This is a genomic window from Rhodococcus sp. C-2 (assembly GCF_027854095.1).
Lineage (GTDB): Bacteria > Actinomycetota > Actinomycetes > Mycobacteriales > Mycobacteriaceae > Rhodococcus_F > Rhodococcus_F qingshengii.
The window spans coordinates 389405-413700 of record NZ_JAQGFI010000005.1; the positions used below are offsets into that span (position 1 = coordinate 389405).

Genomic DNA, 24296 nt, shown 5'->3' on the forward strand with positions numbered 1-24296 from the left:
AGATGAATGTAATTCGAAGAGGGAAATTTTTCCCAGACATCAATTCCTCTGCCCATATTTTCAGGGGCAGCGCTGTGAGAGTTATTGTTGCCGAACCTCATTGTTAGTCAAAGTCAGCTTTTTTCCGGAAGTAGGCCGTTCAGGAATTGGTAACACCCCGTCTTCGACCGCGCGTTTGTACAAATCCGTTTTTGTCGGTGCGGGTCGTCCGACAGCCGCATATTTCTGCCTGATGCGCTGGAGGTAGTCGTTAACCGTCTGCGGCGCCAAACCGGTGAGTCGCGCAACTCGATCCGCCTTCTCTCCGGATGCGTAAAGTTCGAGGACCTCGAGTTGTCGAGGGCTCAGACCCACTTCGTCGAGACCTGGATCCCCGTCGATTGCGGCAGCCCACTCTGTCGTCACCACCTGCCTTCCCGACGCGGCGGCGCGTATCGCATCAACCACGACGGCAGTCGGTTCGGACTTGCGTACAACACCCAGTACGCCGGCACGGGCGGCCGAGCGAACGAGGTACGGGTTTTCCGCCCCGGTGAAGATCAATGTCTCGAGCCCGGCGGCCCGCAGTTGCTCGACATTGCTCTTGGGCGATGAACCGTCGGCCAGCCGGAGGTCGAGGATTGCCAGATCCAAGGCGACGTTCTGAGCGAGCATCTCGGACACAGTGGTCGCGATGCACACCAATTCGAGGTCCGGCTCGTCCTCGAGCATCACGGACACGCCGATTGCTACCGACTCGTGGTCTTCCACCAACCCGACACGGCGGTGTGGAAATGCTGTTTGCTCTGGCATAGCGATTGTTTCCCTCCGCTCGATGCGAGGACGTTATCAGGCAGAGCTGACTGACCGGTATGTTACGTGTCAAGATTTGAAGTCAGCCTGGACTGTTTTACGTTTCCGCTCTACAGTTGTCTTGTGACCGAGACCACTTCCGATGCGAAAGTAAGCCGTACCCAGGCCGAACGTACAGCGGCGATGCGTGGGCGCCTCCTCGACGCCGCCGTCGAATCGTTGGTCGAGCTGGGCTACGCGCGGACCAGCACGCAAGAGATCGCCCGCCGCGCAGGCGTCTCGCGGGGTACGCAACTGCATCATTTTCCGACCAAGGAATCGCTGGTCGTCGCGGCCGTCGAGTATCTGGTCGACAAGCGGCTGGAAGAAATCCTCACCGCTGAAGTGGATCGTGGTCGAGGCCTCGAGGTCCTGTCGGACGCGTTCTCCGGGCCGCTGTTCTATGCCGCCCTCGAATTGTGGGTCGCGGCGCGGACCGATCCCGTTCTGCATGCGGCGACGGTGCCCCTCGAACGCAAGGTGAGTGAGGCGCTCGAGTTCGGCAGCGCCGAGTTGTTCGGTGATCGGTTCGATTCCGAGTCGGTCGAACTCACCATCGAACTCGTTCGTGGGCTTGCCGTCTCAGCCCTGTTTCGTACATCCGAAGCCGACGACGCGCTCAGAGCGCGACTGTTGCCGGCCTGGCAATCCCGAGTGGAGAAGAAGTGAAGCTTCCCGAACATGTCGAAACGCTGATCGTCGGTGCCGGATTTGCCGGTATGGGCTTGGCGGCCAGAATGCTTCGCGACAATCGCGCTGCAGACGTCGTGTTGATCGAGCGTGGAGCTGACATCGGCGGCACTTGGCGCGACAACACCTATCCAGGCTGTGCCTGTGACGTGCCGACGGCGTTGTACTCGTATTCTTTTGCGCCGAGCGCCGATTGGAGTCATACCTTTGCTCGTCAACCCGAGATCTACAACTATCTGAAGAAGGTAGCCGCAGACACCGGCATCGTGGAACGCGTAGTCCTGAACTGCGAACTCGAAGCTGCTGTGTGGGATGAGGATGCGGCGCTGTGGCGTATTCGGACATCTCGAGGGTCGTTGACGGCCAAAGCTCTGGTCGCCGCGACCGGAGCGTTGTCGACGCCCAAGATCCCGGATTTTCCCGGTCTCGACCAATTCTCCGGGACCACTTTCCATTCGGCGACGTGGAACCACGAACACGAACTGCGTGGTGAGCGCGTAGCCGTGATCGGAACGGGGGCGTCGGCGGTTCAGTTCGTTCCCGAAATTGCCGACCCTGCTGCCCATGTCACCGTGTTCCAGCGAACTCCGGCCTGGGTGATCCCTCGGATGGATCGCACCCTGCCTGCTGCACAGAAGGCCGTGTACTCGCGGATTCCCGCTACACAGAAGGTGATTCGAGGGTGGGTTTACGGCTTCCGTGAGCTACTCGGTGCCGCGATGTCGCACGCGACGTGGGTGCTGCCTGCCTTCGAGGCGGCCGCGCGCCTTCATCTGCGCAGACAGGTGAAAGATCCGGAGTTGCGCCGGAAACTGACTCCCGATTTCACGATCGGTTGCAAGCGCATGCTTCTGTCCAACGACTGGTTGCGCACCCTTGACCGCGCGGACGTGAGTCTGGTCGACAGTGGGCTCGTCTCGGTCACCGAAAACGGAGTGGTCGACGGACGCGGAGTCGAGCACAAGGTCGACACCATCATCTTCGCCACGGGGTTCACGCCGACGGAACCGCCTGTTGCGCATCTGATCACCGGAAAACGTGGCGAGACGCTGGCCGCACATTGGAACGGTAGTCCCAACGCGTACAAGGGTACTGCGGTCAGCGGGTTCCCGAATCTGTTCCTCATGTACGGTCCGAACACCAACCTCGGACACAGTTCGATCGTGTACATGCTCGAGTCCCAGGCCGAGTACGTCAACGACGCCTTGAACACCATGAAGCGAGAGCGGATCGATGCCCTCGACGTGAACGAGACGGTGCAGGTGCACTACAACAAGGGAATTCAGCACGAGTTGCAGCACACGGTGTGGAACAAGGGCGGATGCTCGAGTTGGTACATCGATCCGGAGGGGCGCAACTCGGTGCAGTGGCCGACGTTCACTTTCAAATTCCGTTCGCTGCTGGAGCATTTCGATCGGGAGAACTACTCCGCTCGCAAGATCGAAAGCGTCGAGGCATGACCGCGACGCACTACGACGTGGTGGTTATCGGTTCGGGATTCGGTGGCAGTGTCGCCGCTCTTCGCCTGACGGAGAAGGGCTACCGCGTCGGGGTGCTCGAAGCCGGTCGACGGTTTGCCGACGACGAGTTGCCTGAAACCAGTTGGAGACTTCGAAAGTACCTGTGGGCGCCGTGGATCGGATGTTATGGGGTTCAGCGCATCCATCTTCTTCCGGATGTGCTCGTGATGGCGGGGGCCGGCGTCGGAGGTGGGTCGTTGAACTACGCCAACACGTTGTATCAGCCACCCAATCGGTTCTTCGAAGACCGTCAGTGGGCGCACATCACTGACTGGCACGACGAACTGGCGCCGTACTACGACCAGGCCAAACGGATGTTGGGTGTTCGCACCAATCCGTCCTTCACTCCTGCCGATGCGGTGATGAAGGACGTAGCCGAAGAGATGGGCGTGGGGGAGACCTTCACGTCCACCCCCGTCGGGGTTTTCTTCGGGGAGGCAGGAGTTTCCGTGCCGGACCCGTTCTTCGGCGGAAAAGGACCCGAACGCACAGGTTGCACGGAATGCGGGGGATGTATGACCGGTTGCCGAGTCGGTGCGAAGAACACGCTGGTCAAGAACTACCTCCATCTCGCCGAGCAAGCGGGCGCCAGGGTTCATCCGCTCACGACCGTCACCGACCTTCGGCCGGCGGCAAGCGGTGGTTACCGCCTGCTCGCGAGGCGAACGGACGGCGTCCGCCGGCGAGAAGTTCGGTTCACCGCCGATCAGGTGGTGGTTGCCGCCGGAACGTACGGAACGGCGAGACTGCTGCTCGGTATGAAGGAATCCGGTGCCCTGCCGGGCCTGTCGGATACTCTCGGCACCGTCGTACGTACCAATTCCGAAGCCGTACTGGCCGCAACGTCGAAGTCGCGTCGACGGAACTTCACGCAGGGCGTAGCCATCACGTCGTCCTTTCACCCGGATGATCACACGCACATCGAGCCGGTGCGATACGGCAAGGGCAGCAATGCAATAGGACTTCTGCAGACCGTCCTGAGTGACGGCGGTGGGCGAACTCCCCGGGTGCTGAAGACTCTGGCAGTCGCGGCCCGACACCCAGGAGCGTTCTTGCGGTCGTTGTCGGTACGGAACTGGTCCGAGCGAACCGTCATCGCGCTGGTGATGCAGACCGACGACAACTCCCTCGAACTTTCCAAGAACACCAAACGATTCGGGCGCTCCCTCACCAGTAGACCGGGACCGGGCGATCCACCTCCTCAGTGGATTCCGCAGGGTCATACAGCCATTCGCAAGGTCGCCGAGAAGATCGACGGCGACCCGGGTGGTTCCATCGCCGAGATCGTGAACATCCCGATGACGGCACACTTTCTGGGTGGCTGCGCGATCGGTGACAGCGCGTCGAGTGGCGTCGTCGATCCGTATCTGCGTGCATACGGTCACGAGGGACTGCACGTCATGGACGGTTCGGTGGTGAGCGCAAATCTCGGAGTGAATCCTTCCCTGACCATCACTGCGCAGGCGGAACGAGCGTGCGCGATGTGGCCGAACAAGGGTGGCGCGGACGCCCGCCCGAAGACCGGCGAGCTATACGTACGTATCGATCCGACTTTGCCGTCCGATCCGGTGGTGCCGACGCATGCACCAGGCGCTTTGCGGCTTCCCCTGACCATTCGAGCTGAGAAGGTGTCCGATGTGGAGCGTGCCTGAATCGACAAGTGACCGCGTCGACTGGCCGGTGAGTGATCCGCCGCCGTGGCCGGCTCGCGTTCGCGCGACACTGTGGTGGCACCGCAGTACGTCGGCGGCGCGGGAGCTCGGCCCGGATGGTCGAACGATTCCGATGACGGTGGCCATGATGGTGGACTACCTCGATTCGCCGGTCGGCCCGTATCGCGAGATCCTCGCCAGTCCGGTCTTGCATGCGCCAGGGAAACGGATCGGGCCTATGCCGCGGATGGCGGTCCCTTTCATCGCGGTGGATTCGGAACCGTCGGTGCACGGTGGGCGAGTCCACTGGCAACTACCCAAGGTTCTGGCCGAGTTCGACGGAGACGTGCAGCAGAAATTCACTGCAACCGGCGACGGATGGCGGGTGCGTTCGGATACGCGGATGCTCGGGCCGCGTCTGCCGATTGCCGGGGCGTTGGGATTTGCGCAGCCGGAGTCCGGTGGAGGTCTGGCGATCGCGTCGGCAAGGCTGACGGGATCGTTCCGATACGCGCGCGTGAGCGTCGAGGCAGAGGGGCAGACCCTGCCGGACTGGTTGGCTGCGGGCACCCATCACGGCGTCGTGATTCTGGGCGGAAAAATGACTACGGGAGCGGCCAGGCGTCGGTAACGGGGGTTTGACCTGCGAAAAGCGACCAAGGCCGCCCGTCAGTGACCGGGCGGCCTTGGTCGTGTGGTGTGAAAGTCAGGTGTCGACGTCCCACAGGCGCCTCTCGGCGGGTGGTCGCTCGCAGCGACAAAAGGGGTGGGGCCCGGGGCTTGTTCGGACGCCGACAGGGTGTTCAACGGCGGTCTCCCCGGATTTGTTCCCGTCCTTGATATGTGACACCGGTCTCGATTCAACTTAGGCAATCCTTTTCTTGACTAATTCCAGAAAAGCGGCATACTGGGAAACATGCGAGACGGAGAGCATGACTTCGACCCCCGAGCGCAATTGCGCGCCGTCGGGTTGAGGGTCACTGCTCCGCGCCTCGCCGTGCTGGATGCGGTTACAGCCCAACCGCATTCAGACGCCGATTCTGTTGCAGCACTCGTGCGGCAGCAGCTCGGATCGGTATCCACACAGGCCGTTTACGACGTGCTGAAGGCATGCGTGAACGCAGGATTGCTGCGACGCATCGAGCCGGCGGGTTCGCCCGCACGGTTCGAGACGAGGACTGGTGACAACCACCATCACCTCGTCTGTCGCGGCTGCGGCAAGGTCGTCGACGTCGATTGTGTTGTCGGCCAAGCTCCCTGCCTCGAACCTTCCGATAATCACGGCTTCGAAATCGACGAAGCCGAGGTCGTGTTCTGGGGCCGTTGCGAAGATTGCCTGAAGAATTCTGCCGAATCCGACACCGAGTCGGACGCGGTCTCGCAGAATCGAATTGATGCGTCCAGAACCTCCGAGTCAGCCACCTCGCATGCAGCCCATGCGCTCGACTCGGATGCAGCCCCGCTCCTCTGACGCCCAGCCCACAACGCTAGGAGGCTTCGCCATGACCAAGCCCACCACCAACAATTTCGGTATCGCGGTCGCAAGTGATGACGAATCGCTGACCGCGGGTATTCAGGGGCCGGTGCTCCTTCACGACCACTACCTGATCGAGAAGCTCGCGCAGTTCAACCGCGAGCGTGTCCCGGAGCGCATCGTCCACGCCAAGGGCGGCGGCGCTTTCGGTGAACTCGTCATCACACACGACGTCAGCAAGTACACCAAGGCCGCGTTCCTGCAGCCGGGTAAGAAGACCGAGTCACTCGTCCGCTTCTCCACCGTCGCCGGTGAGCAGGGCAGCCCGGACACCTGGCGCGATCCGCGCGGTTTTGCGATGAAGTTCTACACCGAAGAGGGAAACTACGACCTCGTCGGCAACAACACCCCGGTGTTCTTCATCAAGGACGCCATCAAGTTCCCCGACTTCATTCGTTCGCAGAAGCGACTGCCCGGCTCCGGTCTTCGTGACCACGACATGCAGTGGGACTTCTGGACTCTGCGTCCCGAGACCGCTCACCAGGTGACCTGGCTGATGGGTGACCGCGGTATCCCGAAGACCTGGCGCAACATGGACGGCTTCGGATCGCACACCTACCAGTGGGTCAACGCTGCGGGTGAACGCTTCTGGGTGAAGTACCACTTCAAGACCGATCAGGGCATCGAGTTCCTGACGCAGGCCGAAGCAGACAGCCTCGCCGGTAGCGATCCCGACTACCACCGCGCGGATCTGTACAACGCCATCGAGGCCGGTAATTTCCCGAGCTGGACACTCAAGGTTCAGATCATGCCGGTCGACGAGGCCGAAGGCTACCGCTTCAACCCGTTCGACCTCACCAAGGTCTGGTCCCAGAAGGACTACCCACTGATCGAGGTCGGCAAGTGGACGCTGAACCGCAATCCGGAGAACTTCTTCGCGCAGATCGAGCAGGCTTCGTTCGAGCCGTCGAACGTGGTGCCCGGCATCGGATTCAGCCCGGACAAGATGCTTCTCGGCCGCGTCTTCTCCTACGCCGACGCACATCGTTACCGCATCGGCACCAACTACGCCGACCTGCCGGTCAATGCCCCGAAGAACGAGGTGAACTCCTACTCCAAGGAGGGCGCCATGCGTTACAGCTTCAATTCCCCGTCGACGCCGGTGTACGCACCGAACTCGTACGGCGGACCGCATGCCGATCCGTCGGTTGCCGGTGACGAAGGACTGTGGGCGTTCGACGGCAAGGCAGTGCGCGCCGGATACATCGAGCACGCCGAGGACGGCGACTTCACGCAGGCCGGAACGCTGGTCCGTGAAGTTCTCGACGACGCAGCTCGTGAGCGCCTGGTGAGCAACATCGTCGGCCACGCCCTTGCCGGCGTCAGTGAGGAAGTTCTGTTGCGTGTCTTCGAGTACTGGAAGAACGTCGACGCAGATTTGGGCAAGCGCGTCGAAGAAGGTGTACGCGCAGGTCAGTGACCCGCTGACATGAGCATCGCTTAGGTCTACCGAATGCGGACCGCTGCAAGGGAAATCACTTCCCGGCAGCGGTCCGTTTCCGTCTACCCAACTACAGAAGCGCAAACCAATAGACGAAGCATGCGAGAAGGAATACAACGACTGACTCCATGACGACACCCCTGTTCGACGTGCACTTCTGCTGTTCGCACTCTCCATGATCCGCTTCTCGAGCTGAGAATGCTCGGGGCACAAGTTTCGCGAACCGAGGTGTTGGGCAGTCAATTCCCATGGCAATAGGTGCGGTTCTCTTCGACATCGACGGAACGCTCGTCGATTCCAACTATCTGCACGTAGAAGCGTGGTCGCGAGCTTTCTTCGAGGTAGGTCGCCCGGTCGACGCGTGGCGGGTACACCGCAGCATCGGCATGGACGGAGACCAACTACTGGAGTCCTTGCTCGGCGAAGACATCGACGGGTGCGGACCGCGAGCCAAAGAACTTCACACCACGTACTACCGGCAGTCGGCCGACCGTCTCCGAGTACTGCCGGGAGCGCGCGAGTTGATCCGCCGAGTTCACTCGCTCGGACTGCATGTGGTGCTCGCTACCTCGGCGCCGGACGACGAACTGAAGTTGCTACGCCGGACGCTCGACATCGACGAAATGATCTACGCCGCCACCTCTTCGGAATCCGTCGACGAGGCCAAACCTGATCCGGACCTGATCGAGGTCGCGCTCGCGAAGGCAGGTGTCGACGCGGGCAATGCGGTCATGGTCGGGGATGCCGTCTGGGACATGAAGGCGGCGACATGGGCGGGCGTTGTGGCTGTGGGAGTGCGCAGTGGTGGCATGTCGACCGACGAACTCGAAGGTGCGGGTGCGACTGCCGTGTACGACGACGCCCGCGACCTCCTCGACCACCTCGACGGCAGTGTGATTTCCGAACTCGTTTCAGGCCTAGATACCGGGAGTTGATCAGTGATGGCACGATTCGGCTACACCTTGATGACGGAGCAGGCAGGTCCGAAAGAACTGGTTCGCCATGCAGTTCGGGCCGAAGAAGTCGGCTTCGACTTCGAAGTGATGAGTGATCACTACTCGCCGTGGCTGACCGAGCAGGGGCATGCACCCTACGCCTGGTCGGTGCTGGGGGCAGTCGCCCACGCCACCGAGCGAGTCGGTTTGATGACGTACGTGACTTGTCCGACCGTGAGGTACCACCCCGCCGTCGTCGCTCAGAAAGCTGCGACGATCCAGATCCTCGCGGACGGACGCTTCACCCTGGGATTGGGAAGTGGCGAGAGCCTGAACGAGCATGTGGTCGGCGAGGGTTGGCCGTCCATCGACACCCGCCAGGACATGCTGCAGGAGGCGGTGAGCATCATTCGCGCACTGCTCGCCGGAGATCTGGTGAGCTGGAAGGGGGAGTACTTCGACGTCCAGTCCGCCAGGATCTGGGATCTCCCCGAGAACCCGGTTCCGCTGGCGCTGGCCATGTCCGGAGACAAGTCCGTCGAGCGTTTCGGTCCGATGGCCGACGATCTGATTGCCGTGCAACCGGATTCGGAGCTAGTGCACTTGTGGAAGCACGTGCACGGCCGAGCATACGGATTGGCTCCCGCAGGCCGGACCATCGGTCAGATTCCGATCTCGTGGGACCCTGATCGCGACACGGCAATTGCACGAGCTCATCAGCAGTTCCGGTGGTTCGGCGGAGGGTGGTCCGTGAACTCCGAACTGCCGACGCCGGCGAGCTTCTCGGGTGCGACTCAGTTCGTGCGCAAAGAGGATGTAGCTGAAAGCATTCCGTGTGGTCCCGATCTCGATGTGATCGTCGAAGCGGTCAAGGCATACACCGACGCCGGATTCACCGATGTGGCACTGGTACAGATCGGTGGAGATACCCAAGACCGATTCTTCGACGAGGCGGCCAAGCCGCTGCTCGAGGCTCTGCACGTCGAATTGGGTTGATCGAGAAGATCAATCGAGTTCCGCCGAGTGGGCTCTTGTCGAGTCGCGCGCTACCGCCGTGCAGCCTCGCCTGCTGCGCGACGAGGGCCAGTCCCAAACCGCTTCCGGCGTCGCCCGCACCGGTACCACGAACGAATCTCTCGAACATAGCTTCGCGTTCCGAAGGCGCGATCACGGTGCCGTTGTCGTCGACGAAAACCGTCGCCGAACCCGTCGCAGCCCCTGATCGGACGGTGATCTCGACTTCGTCGGCATTGCCGTGCCGAACGGAATTGGTGACGGCGTTGGTCAGCACCAGACGGATACCCGCGGGAAAGGCCTGAACCGAAAGTTCTTCCGGTGCTTTCAAACGAACGTCGACCTGCGGGTGCAGACGGCCGGCGTCAGCGACGGCGCGATCGGCAACCTCGACGAGATCGACGTCGGCACAATCCTCGGGATCGGCCACGTCACCCAGGGCTAGAGTCTCGAGGTCGGTCAGGGTGCGCTCGATCTGGCGCTGCGCTTCCAACAATTCGCCGGACAGTTCGCGCCGTTGGCTTTCCGTGAGATCGAGTGTTGCGAGAACTTCGAGATCGGTACGCATCGACGTGAGAGGTGTGCGCAGTTCGTGGGCGGAGACGCGAGCGAAATCGCGTGCCGACTCCAACGCCTCCTCGGTGCGGCTTCGATCGCTTTCGATGCGACTGAGCATGCTGTGGATTGCCTCCGACAGTTCTTCGGCTTCTCGCGTTCCACGTACCGACGGTGCCCGGCGCGAGAGTCCGTCGACGTCGAGGTTGTTGCCGATCGAACTGGTGGTCTCGGTCAATTGCTGTAGTGGCCGGACGGCTCGGCCGGTGAGGAACCAACCGAGCCCGGCCGCGGCAAGGATGGCGACCACTGCTGCAGCGGCCACTTGGAACTGCTGCTCACGGATTGCCTGGGTCAGTGGGTCTTCGGGGATGCTGACGGCCAGTGCGGCGCCGCTGTCGCCGGGCACCAGAACATCACGACTGCGAACATCGGTGGTAGCCAAGGCGCTGACGGTCGCGGCGTTGAATCCGGGGCTGACCACGGATGGTTCTGTTGTTGCAGTTGGTGTTTCGATGAATAGCGGGCTCGGCGCACTCGCCGCGACGCCCAGGGTGACGGAATCGAGAGTGCGTTCGAGTTGTTCGGATCCGTTGACACGCAGAAAGACCGCGAACGCAATTCCGATCGCGGCAATCACGATTCCGGCGGCCAGGCCCGAGGCGATGGCTACGCGAGTCTGAAGTGACAGCGGCCGCTTCATCGTTCGGCCCTCAGGACGAAGCCCACCCCACGCACTGTGTGGATCACGCGGGGCGCTCCGTCGACTTCGAGTTTCTTGCGTAGGTAGGTGACAAAGACGTCGACGACATTGGTGTCGGCGGCGAAGTCGTAACCCCAGACGAGTCGCAGGAGTTGTGCGCGACTGAGTACGACACCGGCGTGCTCGGCGAGTACCGACAACAGGTCGAATTCTCTTTTGGTGAGTTCGATTCGCCTACCGTCGATGTGCGCTCGATGGCCACGGAGATCGACCGTCAGCGGTCCCACCGTGATCGGATGGTCGACCGACGGGGTGGCTCGCGTCGTGCGTCGAAGTAATGCGCGGAGTCTGGCGACGAGCTCGGCCAACTCGAAGGGCTTGGTGAGGTAGTCGTCGGCGCCCGCCTCCAGCCCCGCGATGCGATCACCCACGGAACTTCGGGCGCTGAGTACGCAGATCGGAACCTCGTTGCCGATCGCGCGCAGGGCGGTCACCACCCCGACGCCGTCGAGGCCGGGCATGTTGACGTCGAGAACGAGCGCGGCCGGGCATTGCTTGTTCACCGATGACAAGGCCGATCGTCCGTCGACGGCAGTTGCCGTGTCGAAGCCCGACAATCGGAGTCCACGTTCGAGCGAATTCAGAACCTTCGCGTCGTCGTCAACGATCAGGATGCGCTCGCGTGTACTCACCCCAGCCATGGTGCCATCGGATCAAGGCCTGGGGCCTCGCTCGGAGCGAGGGCCGTCGCATTCTCATCAACTCCTAAGAAACCGACAACAGATCTGCAGTGTTGGCTTCATAACCTCGGGTTTCTCGGATGCGACCGCGCCGAGAACTCGAGAACGTTCGATCAAGGAGAACTACGATGACGCGATTGAAAGTGAACGGCAAGCGGGCCCGCCGGACCGGTGTGGTGGTGGCGTCCGTGGCGGTCCTCGGTATGGCAGTGGCGCCGGGAATCGCCTGGGCTTCCAACCCGATCTCCGACGGGTCGCCGGTGGCGGTTCGATCGATCGCGACCGCTCCAGCCGAGTTGGGTGTGGCTCCCGAAGTAGCGTGTGGTGTCGCGGCGCCGATTTCCGACGAGGAGCTGCAGAAGCTCATCGACGAGGGCAAGGTTGTGCGCGCGGAGGAGGCCGGTGCGGCCGCAGTCACTATCGAAGTGCCGAGCGAAGCTGCGACATTCGTTGCGCGTGAAGGGGTGCCGGCGTTGCCGACCGTCGAGTGGGCTCCGACGACCGAAGGTGTTCCGGCAGAGGTGCTCGACATGGCCGGTGTCGCTCCGCTGGAGGAGGGCGTTGCCCTGTCATGCACGGTTGCCGCGGGCTGACGAGCGAAAAAAGCTCCGCATGAACCGCTTTGACCTGGAACGGTACGGCCGTACTCAACTGGGTCTGGAGGTTGGTCAAGCCTGTCGGTAGCACTTGCTACGTTCGGGGCGGTCTCGGCGAGCATGCCGGGGCCGTCGCCGACGGCGTCATGTGTGTGGTGTCTTGCAGAGGTGCGGTACGGCCTGATGCGGGGCGCGTTTCGAAAGGTGTTGTGTTTCATGGTCATGGGCCCCACCCACGCGATGTCCGGTGCTGCTGTGGGGTTGGTGGTTGCGGAGTTGTTGCCTCTCGACTGGGGAGGGCCCACATCCACTGCGGAAACTTTGACCTTTGCCGGGGTGTGCGCCGGAGCCGCCTTGCTTCCCGACCTCGATACCGGTCAGTCGACGGTTTCGCGATCATTCGGTCCGCTCAGCAAGGCTCTGGCCAAAGGCATCGACGCAATTTCGGTGACCTTCTACCGCATCACCAAAGGCAAGAAGGACGGCAAGCGTCGTGGTGGGCATCGGACGCTCACGCACACCGCGCTGTTCGCCGCCGGGTTGGGTGCCGGGGTCTCGGCGCTGGTTGTTCAGTTCGGGAAGCCAGCCATCATCATCACCCTGTTCTTCTGCCTCGGGTTGGCCATCCGTGGATTGGCGGGTGAATTGGCCAAGGAGAAGGGTTGGCTCGCGGTCTCCGCCGTTGCGTTGGTGCTCTCTGCCCTCACCTGGCAGTGGTATCCGAGTGAGGCTGGATCCACGGGGCTAGGTGTTGCGGTGGCACTGGGTTGCGCCACGCACTGTCTCGGCGATGCGATCACCAAGGAAGGGGTGCCGTTTCTCGCGCCCCTGATTCCGCTCGGCGGCAAACGATGGTGGGAACAACGGCTGCCGTCATTCCTGTCCATCCGTGCAGGTGGGAACCTCGAGAAGATCCTGATCGGGCCGGCGTTGACGGTTCTGACTGCCTGGTTGATCATCAGTGCGTTCGACGGTGCCCCGGAAGCGATCTACGCGGTCTTCGCTCCGATGGTGCAGTGAGCTTCGGAAAACTTTTATTACGGAACCACTGGCATCGTAATCATATTTGTTCTACGTTCGTCCCTGACATGAACCGAGTCGGCTGACGGAGTGAGCAGTGGTGCATCAAGCAGAGCGCATGGCAGAGCACAGCTCGAGCGAAGACGGTGTGAGCCGGCGCGGATTTCTCGCAGCGAGTGCCGGCGCAGCTGCTCTCGCGGGCATTTCCTGGGCGCCGGCTGGAGCAGTTCCCTGGGGTTCGGCATCGACCATCGCGCCACCGCCCGGATTTCCGTCGGACATTCCGTTGTCACAGCAGGCGTACGCGAACTGGTCGCGAGAAATCATGCTCGACAGCGTGTGGACGGCCACGGCACGTCACAGCGATGACGTCGTCACCCTCGCCAACTGGGCGTTCGACAACGGGTACACAGTGCGTGCGAAGGGAACGATGCACGGGTGGAGTCCGTTGACGGTGGTGCCCGGCGCACCTTCGGATCGAGTTCTGCTGGTCGATACGATGGCCAAACTGAATTCGGTTGTGGTGCAGCACGGCACACCCGCAACAGCCACGGCGGGCGCTGGCGCCAGTATCGAAGCGATTCTGACAGCGCTCGAGCGAGAAGGGCTCGGCTGGGCCAACTCTCCGGCGATCGGTGAGCTGTCCATTGCCGGCGCGCTGGCGATCGGTGCCCACGGGGCAACCTATCCGGCTGTGGGGGAGACGATCACCCCTGGTCAATCGTATGGTTCGCTGAGCAACCTGATCACCGAGATCACAGTGGTGGCGTGGGACGAAGGCATCAATCGGTACGCACTGAAGACATTTCACCGATCGGACGTCGAGAGCACCGCCTTCCTGACCCATCTGGGTCGAACCTTCGTCACCTCCGTGACGCTGCAAGCCGGGGAGAATTATCGGCTGCGGTGCCAGAGTTTCACCGACATTCCGTGGCAAGAACTCTTTGCTGCTCCCGGGTCGCCAGGGCGTACCTACGAGAGTTTCGTCGAGAAATCCGGACGGGTGGAAGCGATCTGGTTCCCGTTCACGCAAACACCGTGGCTCAAGGTCTGGACACCGACCCCGGTCAAACCGCCGGAGTCCCGAGAGGTGAGCGGGCCGTACAACTACTTCTTCTCCGACGCGATTCCCGAAGAAGTCACCACCCCGTTGGGGATGGTGGCACAGGGTCTCCAAGCTGCGACACCGCTGTTCGGCGCCTCTCAGTTCGGCGCTGTAGCAGCAGGATTGGTGCTGACCGACACCGACGATCTCTGGGGTTGGTCGAAAGACGTTCTGTTCTACCTCCGGCACACGACCTTGCGCGTCGTAGCCGGGGGCGGGGCCGTGATCACCAAGCGGTCCAACATCGGCCGAGTGGTCCACGAGATGACGAGTTGGCTGAACGAACGAATGACGCACTACGCGTCGTTGGGGCAGTATCCCGTCAACATGCCGTTCGAAGTGCGTCTCTGCGGTGTCGACGATGACGGCGAGGTGTTGGTCGACAGCGCCGGAGTGCCGGACCTGTCAGCGGTGCGGCCGCGGGCGGATCGTCAGGACTGGGACACAGCGATCTGGATGAACGTGGTCTCGATTCCCGGCACCGCGGGATTGCCTGCGTTCCTTCGCGAAATGGAACGGTGGATGGTCGCGAACTACTCCGGCGATTACGCGACCTTCCGTCCGGAGTGGTCCAAGGGGTGGGCATTCACCGATCAGGCGGCGTACCAGGACGACGAATTCCTCACCAGCACAGTGCCTGCCACCTTTCGTGCCGGTGGCGACGGGAATTGGGACTTCGCTCTCGCCACTCTCGACGAGCACGACCCGCACCGCGTATTCAGCAATACGTTCCTCGACCGCGTATTGCCACCCAGCTGAATCTCCTACTGCGGAAGCGGTTTGCGCCAACATACGTCGGTGACACGGATACGCTGATTGTTGTCACCGTTCCAATCGACGCTCAGCCCCTGAGTTCGGAGTGCGTCGGCTACCTGGCGCCCGACGGTCTGATCGGTATGCGCGATCATGTGTGCCTTGGCGGTTTCGTCGCCACCGAAGGCAGCGGCGACCAGCGCGGGATCGAGATCGTGGGCCGGACGAAACGCACTGTAGGACAAGTAGAGATCGGACGGCTCGTCGCCGAGACGCTCCGCATCTTGCATGTGGAAGAACGTGTACGCCCACTGAGCAAAGGGATACCCGTTCTCGTCGGGTTCGGACGGCGTGCGTTCGTCGTCGATTTCGGTAGTGCCGCACTGCATGCAGCAGGTGAAGTTCATCCGGGCCACGATGCCGTTGCGTTCGAGTTCGGCGAAGGCTGCGGAGAGGCGCTCGAAGTCTCCGGGAGCCGTCCACTGGGTCTGCTCCTCGACTCTTCGGTCCCAGACCTCACGCACTACTGCGTCGATCTGTCTGCCGAGTTCGTCGTTCTCGAAGCCGCCCTCGACACAGTCTCGGGCGGCTTCGCAGATTTCGTCGAACGTAGCGAAACCTGGGACTACCAGTTCGCGTGCTTGCTCACGTACGGCGACGATGTCGGCCTCACTGAGCACCGGTGCTGACCGTGACTGTGCTGACCGTGACCAGGGCAATCGCATACCGGCACCGTACTGCACCGATCCGACCGTCAGGCGGCGTCGGCTGCTGCTTTCGTTTCCTCCTCGTTTGACGGGGCCGGCTTGTTCGGGATGAGCGCCGTGGCGATCAGGCCCACCACGACAAATCCGGCCGCAAGGTATCCGCCGAGTGTGATGCCGTGAGTCATCGCAGATTGGGCAGCGTCGGCGACGAAGGCAGTGTTCGGTGAACCGGCCAGCGAGTCGATGGCGGCGCCTGCGCTGTCGGTGACTGCCCGCGTCAACTGATCAGCCTGAGCTTGGTCGACACCGGATCCGGTGAGGTCGTTGTTCAGCGTCGAATTGAGAGTGCTGAAGAAGACCGTGGTGAGGACAGCGATGCCCAGTGCGGATCCGAGTTGGCGGAACGCGCTCTGAATGCCGGAGCCTTGACCGGCGCTCTGCTCGGGAATCTCCTCGAGCACGACGTTGGTCACCTGGGCAGTCGCAAAACCGACGCCGATTCCGTAGAAGAACAGCACTGCGGCGATAGTCCACCAGGCGCTGTCTGTCGCAGCGATGAATCCGAGACCGGCGAGACCGAGCGCTTCGAGAGCCAGGCCGATACGGACCAAGCCCAACGGCGAGACCTTCGATGCCAGCCCGAAGCTCGCACCACTGGCGACAAAGCTGCCGATGGCAATGGGAACCAGTGCGAGCCCTGCCTGGAGTGCGCTGTATCCGAGCGTGAACTGGAGCCAGAGAGGAAGCACCGCAACGATTCCGAACTCGCCGAGTCCGATGATCAGCGTCGCGATGTTGCCGTTGCGGAACGACGAGATGGAGAACAACCGTACGTCCATCAGTGCCCGCGACGGATCGTCGCTGCGGGTGAGCATGGTTTGACGGTAAGCGAACGCACCGAGCGACAGAACGGCGAGAACCAGCGCCACCAGAACCGGCGACGGGCCGCTGGACCATGAAAGACCGAACAGATCGAAGGGTTCCTTCGTCGTCAGCCACCCGTACGTTCGTCCCTCGACGAGTCCGAAGGCCAGCAGGCCCAGGCCGGCGATGGACAGTGCCGCTCCGGTGGCGTCGACGCGCCCAGCGGTGCGGGGTGAGGGCGCGATGAACAGCACTGCGCCGATCAGAATGAGCGCAGCAAGCGGAATGTTGATCCCGAATGCCCAACGCCATGAGGCATGTTCGGCAAGCCAGCCGCCGAGCAATGGGCCGAGGGCGGATGCAGCGCCGATGGTGGAGCCCCAGACCGCGAAGGCCTGGCCGCGCGCCTTTCCGGTGAACATCGCGTTCAGAAGCGACAGTGACGTGGGCAGGATCATGGCCGCGCCGGCGCCCTGCAGGAAGCGCGCCAGGATGAGCAGACCGCCGTTCGGCGCCAGTCCGGCCAGCAGGCTCGTCGCGCCGAACACGATGACACCGGCAATGAAGATGCGACGAGCGCCGACCAGATCGGCAACTCTGCCGACCAATAGCAGAAGTGCCGCGAACACGATTGCGTAGGACTCTTGGATCCATTGAGCCTGAACGGAATTGATCCCGAGATCTTCGATGATCGAGGGAACTATGACGTTGACGATCGTGGTGTCGACGACGATCAGTGCCACGCCGAGTGCAATGGCGATCAGGCCCAACCACTTGCGGGTGGTGGGTGAGATGTTCACGAATAAACCTCCATTGTGAAGTAACTTTACAATGAAGGTATATTTGAGGCGGTAAGTTGTCAACGTGCGCGCTGGGCTCGACCGGCCGCCGTCTGGCACAGGAAAGGTGGGATCACCGAGGTGGAGGCACCGCGCGACATCTCCGTGGAGCGGGAGCGGCTGATGGACGAATTCCGCGCGTACGGTGGCACGTTCACCGAATTCAGCCATCGATTCGCGTCGTGGCTCGGCCTGCATTCCACCGACGCGACTGCCTTGATGGAAATCACCGCTGCCGAGGAGAAGGGGACGCCGCTCTCACCCGCCCGCCTCGGAGAGCGGATCTCGCTGACGTCGGGTGCAACCACCGCGTTGCTCAACCGCCTGGAGAAGGCGGGACATATCGTCCGGACCCGAGAGAATGCCGACCGGCGAGTGGTCACGCTGCACAGCAGTGCGCATGTGCAGGACCTGGCGGACGAGTTCTTCGGGCCCCTTGCCGAGCGACTCGACGCCATGATGGCGAAGTACCCGCCCGAACTGCTCAGTCGATTCGAGGAATTTCTCGTCGACCTTCACTCGACGATGAACGAACACCTCGAGCAGGACAACCGCTGAACAAAAAACGCCGCTCGACTCCGGAGAGTCGGGCGGCGTTCTTTGTGCCGGTGACGGCTACTTGCCGAGCTTGGCTTGCAGGTCGTCGAGAACCAGGCCGGCACCTGTCGGGCCGAGGCCCAGGAACCAGGTCTCGTCGCTCACCTCGGTGGCGCGTCCTTCCTTGACTGCGTCCATGCTGGCCCACAGCGGTCCGGCAACAACCGTGGTCTGGCCCGTGTCGGCGGGATTTCCGTAGCTGGAGTAGAAGATTCGGTCACCCTCCGCCTCGGTGATCGTTTCCGGGCTGACCTCGACGGCCAGTTCGTCGATGTCCTGGATCGCCGGGCGGGGCAGGCCGACGTCCTTCAAGATGACGCCGATGAACGACAGATTGCCGTACAGGCGCAGCTTCCCGGACATGAAACGAACCAGTGAAACGGTCGGGGAGCCGTCGATCGACTCACGTACCTTGTCGGCGTGCTCTTGGTAGTCGTTGAGAACCTGCTCAGCCTTGGTCTCCTCGCCGAGTGCGTCACCGGCAAGGAGGAAGTTCTCCTTCCACGGAAAGCCGGGGCGGATGCTGAAGACCGTCGGAGCGATTGCCGCGAGTTGCGGGTAAAGCTTGTCCTGGCGCAGCTTGCTGCCGAGGATCAGATCGGGCTGCAGTGCGGTGATCGCCTCGAGGTTGAGGTTGTTGGTCGTGCCGACATCGGGGACACCGACCAACTTGTCCGCCAGGTACGACGGCTGACCGGCGGCGCTTTCCGGGCTGGCGATGCCGACCGGGGTGATCCCGAGCGAGAGAACCTCGTCGAGTTCACCGCTGTCGAGGACGACGACGCGGGTCGGCTTGGCCTCGAGGGTGGTCTCGCCCAGGGCATGGGTGATGGTGCGAGGGAACTCGCCTGGCGCGGCATCGCTGCCGAGCTTCGCGGTTTCCGTGTCGGCGGTGCTGAACAGCTTGCCGCCGGTCGCGACATCGGTGTTGCCGTTTGCGTTGCCGCCGGCGTCGGAAGAGCCGCAGGCCGTAGCGGCAAAAACAGTCGCCAAGGCAACCATGGCGACCCGGACCGACGTGCGGCTCCGGAGAGTGGTGCGTGAGTGCATTAGGCTACCCTACCTTTCGGTTATCGGGCTTGGTCAGGGAGGTATCCGCACCGTTGACGCCAGGTGAGCGGCGCGTCAGGTCTCGCTCAGCGGGACCGCTACGCAATTCGGACTACAGGGTGCGACCAACGTGTTAGCTTCGCGAAAGACCTGTACTGGTAAGCGAAGACGCGTGTAGTGAGGATTTCGATGACCCTGAACATTGCCGATCTGTTCGAGGCCGTTGCCGATGCGATCCCCGATCGAGTTCCCTTGATTCTGGAAGACGTGCGATTGAGCTACGCCGAACTCGAACTGCGATCGAACCGACTCGCTCATCACCTGCAGTCGGTGGGCGTCGAGCCTGGGCAGCACGTCGGTATTCACATGCGTAACTGCGTCGAGTACGTCGAAGCGCTCCTGGCTTGCTTGAAGATCAGAGCGGTACCGATCAACGTCAACTTCCGCTATACCGATGCAGAACTCCTGTACATCTACACCAACTCTCAAATGGTGGCACTGCTGGTCGAAGAGGAATTCGCGCCGACGGCATTGGCCGTGGTTCCGCAGTGTCCGGAGATCACCCACGTGCTGATCGTCGGCGAAGACTACGAGAACGCCCTTGCCGCGCAGACTGATACCCGCGACTTCGGCCCTCGCAGCAACGACGACCATTTCATCATCTACACCGGCGGCACAACCGGAATGCCCAAGGGTGTGGTGTGGCGGCACGAGGACTTCTTCTTCGCCGCGCTGTCCGGAGCGAACCTCAGCGGGCCGCCGCGTCGGAGTCTCGAAGAGGTTGTGGATGCAGCTGTAGCGAACACCAATCCAACTGTGCTGCTACTCATCCCGCCGCTCATGCATGGAGCCGCAATCTATTCACTGCTCACGGCATTCCTCATGGGAGCGCCCCGAGTGCTGACCCGCAGCTTCGATCCGATGGAAGTGTTGCGACTGGTCGAGGCCGAGAAGATCACCGGAATCACCGTCGTCGGCGACGCAATTGCTCGGCCGATCGCCGACGCCATCACCGCAAGCGAAGGGCGCTACGACCTTTCGACTCTCCAACTGATCGGGTCGGGTGGCGCGTTGTTCTCCCCGAACCTGAAAGCAGAACTGACAACCCGACTACCGGGGTTGGTGATCAAGGATGCATTCGGTGCTTCGGAATCCGGCAACGACGGCGTCGTCGAATTCGGTGAGGACGGTTCCAAGCGAATTCGATCCAACCCCAACATGATTCTTGTGGACGACGAATTCCGTCGCATCGAACCAGGCTCGGACACAGTCGGTTTCATCGCCCGGGCCGGCCATGTTCCTGTTGCCTACTTCGGCGACCCGGCCAAGACTGCTGCAACTTTTCCCGTCGTCGACGGGGTTCGTCTGGCGGTACTCGGGGACATGGGCACGATGGAAGCCGACGGAACCATCGTGCTGCTCGGGCGCGGTTCGATGTGCATCAACTCCGGCGGCGAGAAGGTCTACCCCGAAGAAGTGGAGCAGGCACTCAAAACTCACCCGGCAGTTTTCGACGCTTTGGTGGCGGGTGCGCCCGACACTCGATTCGGTGAGAAGGTCGCCGCGGTGGTGCAGGTTCGACCGGGATTCGAAGATGTTGCGACGGAATCATTGTCGGAGCATTGCCGCACCCACGTCGCCGGGTACAAGATCCCCCGCTCGATCGTGCTCGTACCAAGCATCCTCCGCTCGCCCAGCGGTAAGGCCGACTACCGTTGGGCTCGCGAAACCGTAGCGGGAGCGTAAATCACCTTCCGGCACTTCGGACGACGCACCACTCGTTTCCCTCGGGATCCAGCAGCACCTGAAAGGTGCCGGCCGGGTCCTCCTGGACAGTGCCGACCCGAGTTGCGCCGAGGCGCTCGGCAGCTTCGGTCGCAGCGACGACGTCATCCACACTGACGTCGATGTGTAGACGATTCTTCGTCAGCTTGGATTCCGGTACACGTTGGAAGGCGAGGCGAGTCCATCCTGGAGGGTCGACAAACGCCCACTCCGCGCTCCGCTCCACCGGCTGCCCACCGAGGATTCCGGCCCAGAAGATCGCCAACTGGGCTGGTGCGGAGCAATCCACAACTACTTCATCGACCTGCCCGATCACCGGTTCACAGCTCCGCTGAATTCGGCTGTCACAGCTGCGCTCAATTCGGCTGTCACAGCTGCACTCAATTCGGCTGTCACAGCCAGGGCTCGATCGGCTTCTTCACCCACATGATCTTCTCGTCCGGATGCTCACGCCGAGCTTCGGGACGGTCTGGGTTGGCTGCTGCCCACACGGCTTTCTCGTCGAGCAGTCCGGCCGCGATCGTCCAGGTCTCCCGCGTGCTTGGCGGATTGGCGCCCGCCGCCCGCGCAAGCTTGCGCAGCCGATCGTCGGGCATGTCGAGCAACTCTGCACTACTGATATCGCGATCCCAGGCGAACTTGGCAAGACCGACAGCTTTCTCACGTCGGCTACGGCTCGCCATGTCGTTGTGCGCGAAGTCTGGTTCGGATGCCACGGCTTCACCTTATCGTCAACGAAATCGAGGCCCTCCCGCGTAAGCGGAAGGGCCTCGATTTCTGTTCTTCACTGTCGGGGTGGCGGGATTTGAACTCCTGACACCACACAAACATCTAGGTTCAAGCGAGGGCAGGAAACAACCTCTGACCTGCACTCAACCTCGGCATCTCACAGTCAAAGCAGCATCCTGATACACGTCGATGCAATAGCGGTATTGCATGAGCTGTTGCATGAGGTCTCACACACGCGGGGAACTGTCAAACAAACCGACTAATCGGGACAGGCCGGCACGCGTTCAGTCTGGTGCGAAGATCGCTGCGATAGAGCTGCACGGCCATGGTTGGTTGCATTCGAGGCATGGGTCATTGTTCTGCTGGGTTTGGGTGATGTGTTTGTCCCAGACATTGCGTAGGGCTGTGGCGTGGATGAGGTACTCGGTCACGCCGTGTCGTCCGGTGCCTCGGCGTTCGTAGTCGCGGATCTTCTGCTCGGCCATGAATCGGATGTGTCCGTATTCGCCTTCTGGCAGCCATGGTGGGGGTGTCATCGTCCGAACATAGTGGGCGGATGGTGAGCTTGGTTGTTTGCATAATTATCCAGTTGATTGGATATTTATAGGTTGGGGCTATTGGTTGGCAAGGCTGTGAGGTACGAGCAGGCGCGGCAGTGGGTTGTGTGGGTTACCACTTGTTGTAGCGGTCGTGGACGCGTGCTCTGCCGAAGGCGTACCAGTTGTTGAGGGCGCGGGGGGTTTGGTGGATGCGTGTCCCTCCGGGGGTGGTGAGGATGGTGTCTTTGCGGGGGCGGGGGTTGTCTTCTCGGTAGAGGGTGTTGTTGCCGATTGTGGACATGCACTGAGCGAGGGACATGGCGGCGTCGTCATGTCCGGCTATATCGGGTACGGCGATGCGCATTTGTCCGCTGTCGGTGCGTTCGTAGGTCAGGGAGTGCAACTGACTGAGCAGGTCGGGTTCTCGGGGCAAGACGATACGGCCCTGCTGAACGAGGAGTTTGAGCATCCCGAAGGCGTTCTGTTTGCCTCGGTTGGTGGTGTTGACTCCGGCGATCCAGGACTGACCTTTGGTGACGTGTCGGTTGCGGCGGAGGAGGTCGGAGAGTTGTTCGGTGGCGGGGTTGCCGGGGCCATTGAGTTCGGACACGATGTGGCGTAGTTCGTAGCCTTTGGCGATGTCGAGGATGCGTTGTTGGAAGTCTGAGTAGCGCATGTTGAAGTGGTTTTCGAGCCAGGGAATGTAGTAGATGGTTTCTTCGGGGTGGGTGGCTTTGTTGAGTTCGTCGTCGTCGAGGGCTGCGAGGAGTGTGACGGCTTGCGCGTCGTGGACTCGGCCCCAGTCGAGGCCGGCTACGGCGAGCTGCCCGTACGCCTTGTCTGGTGGGGTGAGGGTGTAGTCCGCGACGCAGGCGTCGAGTTCTGCGGTTGAGAAGTAAGCCCCGACATCCTCGGACCATTCGGCGAGTACTTCGGCGTTGTATTGGTGGGTGGTCATGGTGGCTCGGAGTTGTTCGAGCCGTTCGGTGTTCATGAGGGGGCTGGTGGTGCTGGGCCAGTGGTAGGAGTAGTAGCCGTCTCGTTTGGCTTGGCCGGCGATGTAGGCGCGGTGGAACCAGTGGTTTTGTGACCATGGTGTGGAGGCCATGATGACGCGGCTGCCGGGGCGGGCGACGGTGGTCCAAGCCGCTGCTGACCACATATCGGCTGGCTGTTTCGCTGCCTCGTCGAGAATTAAGAGGTCCACGCTTTCGCCTCGTACGGCGCGTTCGGAGGCTGGGAGGCAGCGGATTGTGGATCCGGTGGTGAGGACAATCCGGTCTTTGAGGTCTTCGACGGTTGACGCTTCGAGGATGGTTCCGCGCATGAGTTCGGCGACTCGGGAGAGCATGGTTTTGGCCGCTGATTCTCCGGCAGAGAGGATGAGCACCATGGACCCGGGTTGGGCGAATGCGCGGTGGAGCGCGCACATTGCCATGAGGGTGGATTTTCCGACCTGCCTGCCTGCGTTCAAAACCGTTATGTCACTGGGGTTTCGGGCTGCGTCGAGTTGGTAGTCGAAGAGTGGGGCGCCGACGAGGTCGCGGGCGAAGATTTCGATGTCAGCTTTGGCGGCTCGGACTGTTTCTCGGTTGAGAGTTTTAGGCATTGGGGCCTTCTTCTGCCATGAGTGCGGCTAGGTCGACTTGTGTTGCTGCTGCGTCGCGTTGGAGTTTGGCGCGGCTGATGGGGTCCATGCCGAGAGTTGCTCGGAGTGCTGCGGCTCTGCCCTCGTAGGTGGGCAGGAGTTTCGCGGCGGGGGTTGCGTGTCCGTTGCCGTCGATGAGGCTGTTGTTGTCGATCCAGTCGTGCAGCAGATCGCACTTGGCTTCGAAGCGTGCCCACGCCAACAGTGCTGGCTCATAGCTGGGATCTCGGAGGTAGGGCGCCTGTTCGAGTGCTGTCTTGACCCATGCTTCGGCGATGGGTGCGAGGGCGCGTTCGGAGTGCGCGCCGTGCTTGAGCGACAGGGTGTTGTTTTTCTCGAAGGGTGGGCGTTGGCCTTCGAACTCTTGCCCGGGAAACTCGGGCACGAAGGCAGTGACGACCTTCGTGCCCGAGTTCTTGCGGGCGCGCCGGATGGGTGCGCCTGCCATG

The 24296-nt window shown here is 62.0% G+C and carries 24 protein-coding genes; 13 read left to right on the top strand and 11 right to left on the bottom strand.

Annotated elements, in window-relative coordinates; translation table 11 throughout:
* Positions 1 to 81 precede the first annotated feature (81 nt).
* The gene (locus tag PCS43_RS13375) at positions 82 to 792 is read right to left on the bottom strand and encodes a response regulator transcription factor (RefSeq protein ID WP_007732315.1); all 711 of its coding nucleotides are present in this window, start codon (positions 790 to 792) and stop codon (positions 82 to 84) included.
* Between the two features lie 183 nt (positions 793 to 975).
* On the opposite strand from PCS43_RS13375, the gene PCS43_RS13380 reads away from it, so the two are divergent.
* From PCS43_RS13380 to PCS43_RS13415, 8 genes are all read left to right on the top strand, one after another.
* Positions 976 to 1500, top strand: a complete 525-nt coding sequence (locus tag PCS43_RS13380) for a TetR/AcrR family transcriptional regulator (protein ID WP_202427151.1) — start codon at positions 976 to 978, stop codon at positions 1498 to 1500.
* Positions 1497 to 2981, top strand: coding sequence for a flavin-containing monooxygenase (locus PCS43_RS13385; protein WP_209911079.1), 1485 nt, complete (start codon positions 1497 to 1499; stop codon positions 2979 to 2981). Before PCS43_RS13380 ends, PCS43_RS13385 begins: the two co-directional genes overlap by 4 nt.
* Positions 2978 to 4693: a GMC oxidoreductase gene (locus tag PCS43_RS13390; RefSeq protein WP_209911082.1), complete on the top strand. Its 1716-nt coding sequence runs from the start codon at positions 2978 to 2980 to the stop codon at positions 4691 to 4693. The genes PCS43_RS13385 and PCS43_RS13390 overlap by 4 nt, the downstream gene beginning before the upstream one ends.
* Positions 4677 to 5324 (top strand): hypothetical protein, encoded by a 648-nt coding sequence (locus tag PCS43_RS13395; protein WP_007732330.1) that lies wholly within the window; start codon positions 4677 to 4679, stop codon positions 5322 to 5324. The genes PCS43_RS13390 and PCS43_RS13395 overlap by 17 nt, the downstream gene beginning before the upstream one ends.
* A gap of 285 nt (positions 5325 to 5609) precedes the next feature.
* Positions 5610 to 6164 (top strand): Fur family transcriptional regulator, encoded by a 555-nt coding sequence (locus PCS43_RS13400; protein WP_209911085.1) that lies wholly within the window; start codon positions 5610 to 5612, stop codon positions 6162 to 6164.
* 31 nt (positions 6165 to 6195) lie between these two features.
* On the top strand, positions 6196 to 7647 hold the full coding sequence (locus tag PCS43_RS13405) for a catalase (protein WP_003943483.1): 1452 nt from the start codon (positions 6196 to 6198) through the stop codon (positions 7645 to 7647).
* A 269-nt stretch (positions 7648 to 7916) separates the two neighbouring features.
* The gene (locus PCS43_RS13410; RefSeq protein ID WP_065455116.1) at positions 7917 to 8603 is read left to right on the top strand and encodes an HAD family hydrolase; all 687 of its coding nucleotides are present in this window, start codon (positions 7917 to 7919) and stop codon (positions 8601 to 8603) included.
* 6 nt (positions 8604 to 8609) lie between these two features.
* Positions 8610 to 9599 carry an LLM class F420-dependent oxidoreductase gene (locus tag PCS43_RS13415; protein ID WP_007732341.1) on the top strand — a complete coding sequence of 330 codons (990 nt, stop codon included), beginning with the start codon at positions 8610 to 8612 and terminating at the stop codon, positions 9597 to 9599.
* Here the strand turns inward: PCS43_RS13415 and PCS43_RS13420 are convergent.
* Together PCS43_RS13420 and PCS43_RS13425 are read right to left on the bottom strand one after the other, a co-directional pair.
* Positions 9496 to 10875 (bottom strand): sensor histidine kinase, encoded by a 1380-nt coding sequence (locus tag PCS43_RS13420; protein ID WP_042446646.1) that lies wholly within the window; start codon positions 10873 to 10875, stop codon positions 9496 to 9498. The two genes, PCS43_RS13415 and PCS43_RS13420, sit on opposite strands and share 104 nt — an antisense overlap.
* Positions 10872 to 11576 carry a response regulator transcription factor gene (locus PCS43_RS13425; RefSeq protein WP_003943475.1) on the bottom strand — a complete coding sequence of 235 codons (705 nt, stop codon included), beginning with the start codon at positions 11574 to 11576 and terminating at the stop codon, positions 10872 to 10874. The genes PCS43_RS13420 and PCS43_RS13425 overlap by 4 nt, the downstream gene beginning before the upstream one ends.
* Before the next feature lie 167 nt (positions 11577 to 11743).
* Between PCS43_RS13425 and PCS43_RS13430 the strand changes: the two genes are divergently transcribed.
* The 3 genes from PCS43_RS13430 (at position 11744) to PCS43_RS13440 (ending at position 15095) form a co-directional block, all read left to right on the top strand.
* Complete coding sequence (locus PCS43_RS13430) at positions 11744 to 12208, top strand: light harvesting protein subunit alpha (protein ID WP_209911090.1); 465 nt, start codon at positions 11744 to 11746, stop codon at positions 12206 to 12208.
* A gap of 219 nt (positions 12209 to 12427) precedes the next feature.
* Positions 12428 to 13231, top strand: coding sequence for a metal-dependent hydrolase (locus PCS43_RS13435; RefSeq protein ID WP_007732353.1), 804 nt, complete (start codon positions 12428 to 12430; stop codon positions 13229 to 13231).
* 118 nt (positions 13232 to 13349) lie between these two features.
* Positions 13350 to 15095: a cholesterol oxidase substrate-binding domain-containing protein gene (locus tag PCS43_RS13440; RefSeq protein WP_245361527.1), complete on the top strand. Its 1746-nt coding sequence runs from the start codon at positions 13350 to 13352 to the stop codon at positions 15093 to 15095.
* A gap of 5 nt (positions 15096 to 15100) precedes the next feature.
* On the opposite strand, the gene PCS43_RS13445 is transcribed toward PCS43_RS13440, so the two are convergent.
* On the bottom strand, positions 15101 to 15814 hold the full coding sequence (locus tag PCS43_RS13445) for a DUF6891 domain-containing protein (RefSeq protein WP_245361528.1): 714 nt from the start codon (positions 15812 to 15814) through the stop codon (positions 15101 to 15103).
* A 29-nt stretch (positions 15815 to 15843) separates the two neighbouring features.
* Entirely contained in the window at positions 15844 to 17460 is a 1617-nt protein-coding gene (locus PCS43_RS13450) for a DHA2 family efflux MFS transporter permease subunit (protein WP_209911098.1), read from the bottom strand.
* 120 nt (positions 17461 to 17580) lie between these two features.
* Here PCS43_RS13450 and PCS43_RS13455 point away from each other — a divergent pair, with 120 nt between their 5' ends.
* On the top strand, positions 17581 to 18057 hold the full coding sequence (locus PCS43_RS13455) for a MarR family winged helix-turn-helix transcriptional regulator (RefSeq protein ID WP_209911101.1): 477 nt from the start codon (positions 17581 to 17583) through the stop codon (positions 18055 to 18057).
* A 57-nt stretch (positions 18058 to 18114) separates the two neighbouring features.
* Here the strand turns inward: PCS43_RS13455 and PCS43_RS13460 are convergent, their stop codons facing one another.
* Positions 18115 to 19146 (bottom strand): ABC transporter substrate-binding protein, encoded by a 1032-nt coding sequence (locus tag PCS43_RS13460; protein ID WP_003943522.1) that lies wholly within the window; start codon positions 19144 to 19146, stop codon positions 18115 to 18117.
* 189 nt (positions 19147 to 19335) lie between these two features.
* Between PCS43_RS13460 and PCS43_RS13465 the strand changes: the two genes are divergently transcribed.
* Positions 19336 to 20892 (top strand): acyl-CoA synthetase, encoded by a 1557-nt coding sequence (locus PCS43_RS13465; RefSeq protein WP_209911105.1) that lies wholly within the window; start codon positions 19336 to 19338, stop codon positions 20890 to 20892.
* A 1-nt stretch (position 20893) separates the two neighbouring features.
* Here PCS43_RS13465 and PCS43_RS13470 read toward each other — a convergent pair whose 3' ends face one another.
* From PCS43_RS13470 to PCS43_RS13490, 5 genes are all read right to left on the bottom strand, one after another.
* Positions 20894 to 21247, bottom strand: coding sequence for a VOC family protein (locus PCS43_RS13470; protein ID WP_058227115.1), 354 nt, complete (start codon positions 21245 to 21247; stop codon positions 20894 to 20896).
* A 76-nt stretch (positions 21248 to 21323) separates the two neighbouring features.
* Entirely contained in the window at positions 21324 to 21647 is a 324-nt protein-coding gene (locus PCS43_RS13475; RefSeq protein ID WP_003943496.1) for a hypothetical protein, read from the bottom strand.
* 297 nt (positions 21648 to 21944) lie between these two features.
* Positions 21945 to 22196 (bottom strand): hypothetical protein, encoded by a 252-nt coding sequence (locus PCS43_RS13480; protein ID WP_270923046.1) that lies wholly within the window; start codon positions 22194 to 22196, stop codon positions 21945 to 21947.
* A gap of 133 nt (positions 22197 to 22329) precedes the next feature.
* Entirely contained in the window at positions 22330 to 23808 is a 1479-nt protein-coding gene (locus PCS43_RS13485) for a terminase large subunit domain-containing protein (protein ID WP_270923047.1), read from the bottom strand.
* On the bottom strand, positions 23801 to 24295 hold the full coding sequence (locus PCS43_RS13490; RefSeq protein WP_245219737.1) for a hypothetical protein: 495 nt from the start codon (positions 24293 to 24295) through the stop codon (positions 23801 to 23803). Before PCS43_RS13490 ends, PCS43_RS13485 begins: the two co-directional genes overlap by 8 nt.
* Position 24296 lies beyond the last annotated feature (1 nt).

Coding starts and splice junctions, on each gene's coding strand:
- PCS43_RS13375 (WP_007732315.1), bottom strand. CDS start 792: ATGCCAGAGCAAACAGCATTTCCACACCGCCGTGTCGGGTTGGTGGAA.
- PCS43_RS13380 (WP_202427151.1), top strand. CDS start 976: ATGCGTGGGCGCCTCCTCGACGCCGCCGTCGAATCGTTGGTCGAGCTG.
- PCS43_RS13390 (WP_209911082.1), top strand. CDS start 2,978: ATGACCGCGACGCACTACGACGTGGTGGTTATCGGTTCGGGATTCGGT.
- PCS43_RS13395 (WP_007732330.1), top strand. CDS start 4,677: ATGTGGAGCGTGCCTGAATCGACAAGTGACCGCGTCGACTGGCCGGTG.
- PCS43_RS13400 (WP_209911085.1), top strand. CDS start 5,610: ATGCGAGACGGAGAGCATGACTTCGACCCCCGAGCGCAATTGCGCGCC.
- PCS43_RS13405 (WP_003943483.1), top strand. CDS start 6,196: ATGACCAAGCCCACCACCAACAATTTCGGTATCGCGGTCGCAAGTGAT.
- PCS43_RS13410 (WP_065455116.1), top strand. CDS start 7,917: ATGGCAATAGGTGCGGTTCTCTTCGACATCGACGGAACGCTCGTCGAT.
- PCS43_RS13415 (WP_007732341.1), top strand. CDS start 8,610: ATGGCACGATTCGGCTACACCTTGATGACGGAGCAGGCAGGTCCGAAA.
- PCS43_RS13420 (WP_042446646.1), bottom strand. CDS start 10,875: ATGAAGCGGCCGCTGTCACTTCAGACTCGCGTAGCCATCGCCTCGGGC.
- PCS43_RS13425 (WP_003943475.1), bottom strand. CDS start 11,576: ATGGCTGGGGTGAGTACACGCGAGCGCATCCTGATCGTTGACGACGAC.
- PCS43_RS13430 (WP_209911090.1), top strand. CDS start 11,744: ATGACGCGATTGAAAGTGAACGGCAAGCGGGCCCGCCGGACCGGTGTG.
- PCS43_RS13435 (WP_007732353.1), top strand. CDS start 12,428: ATGGTCATGGGCCCCACCCACGCGATGTCCGGTGCTGCTGTGGGGTTG.
- PCS43_RS13440 (WP_245361527.1), top strand. CDS start 13,350: ATGGCAGAGCACAGCTCGAGCGAAGACGGTGTGAGCCGGCGCGGATTT.
- PCS43_RS13445 (WP_245361528.1), bottom strand. CDS start 15,814: ATGCGATTGCCCTGGTCACGGTCAGCACAGTCACGGTCAGCACCGGTG.
- PCS43_RS13460 (WP_003943522.1), bottom strand. CDS start 19,146: ATGCACTCACGCACCACTCTCCGGAGCCGCACGTCGGTCCGGGTCGCC.
- PCS43_RS13465 (WP_209911105.1), top strand. CDS start 19,336: ATGACCCTGAACATTGCCGATCTGTTCGAGGCCGTTGCCGATGCGATC.
- PCS43_RS13480 (WP_270923046.1), bottom strand. CDS start 22,196: ATGACACCCCCACCATGGCTGCCAGAAGGCGAATACGGACACATCCGA.
- PCS43_RS13485 (WP_270923047.1), bottom strand. CDS start 23,808: ATGCCTAAAACTCTCAACCGAGAAACAGTCCGAGCCGCCAAAGCTGAC.
- PCS43_RS13490 (WP_245219737.1), bottom strand. CDS start 24,295: ATGGCAGGCGCACCCATCCGGCGCGCCCGCAAGAACTCGGGCACGAAG.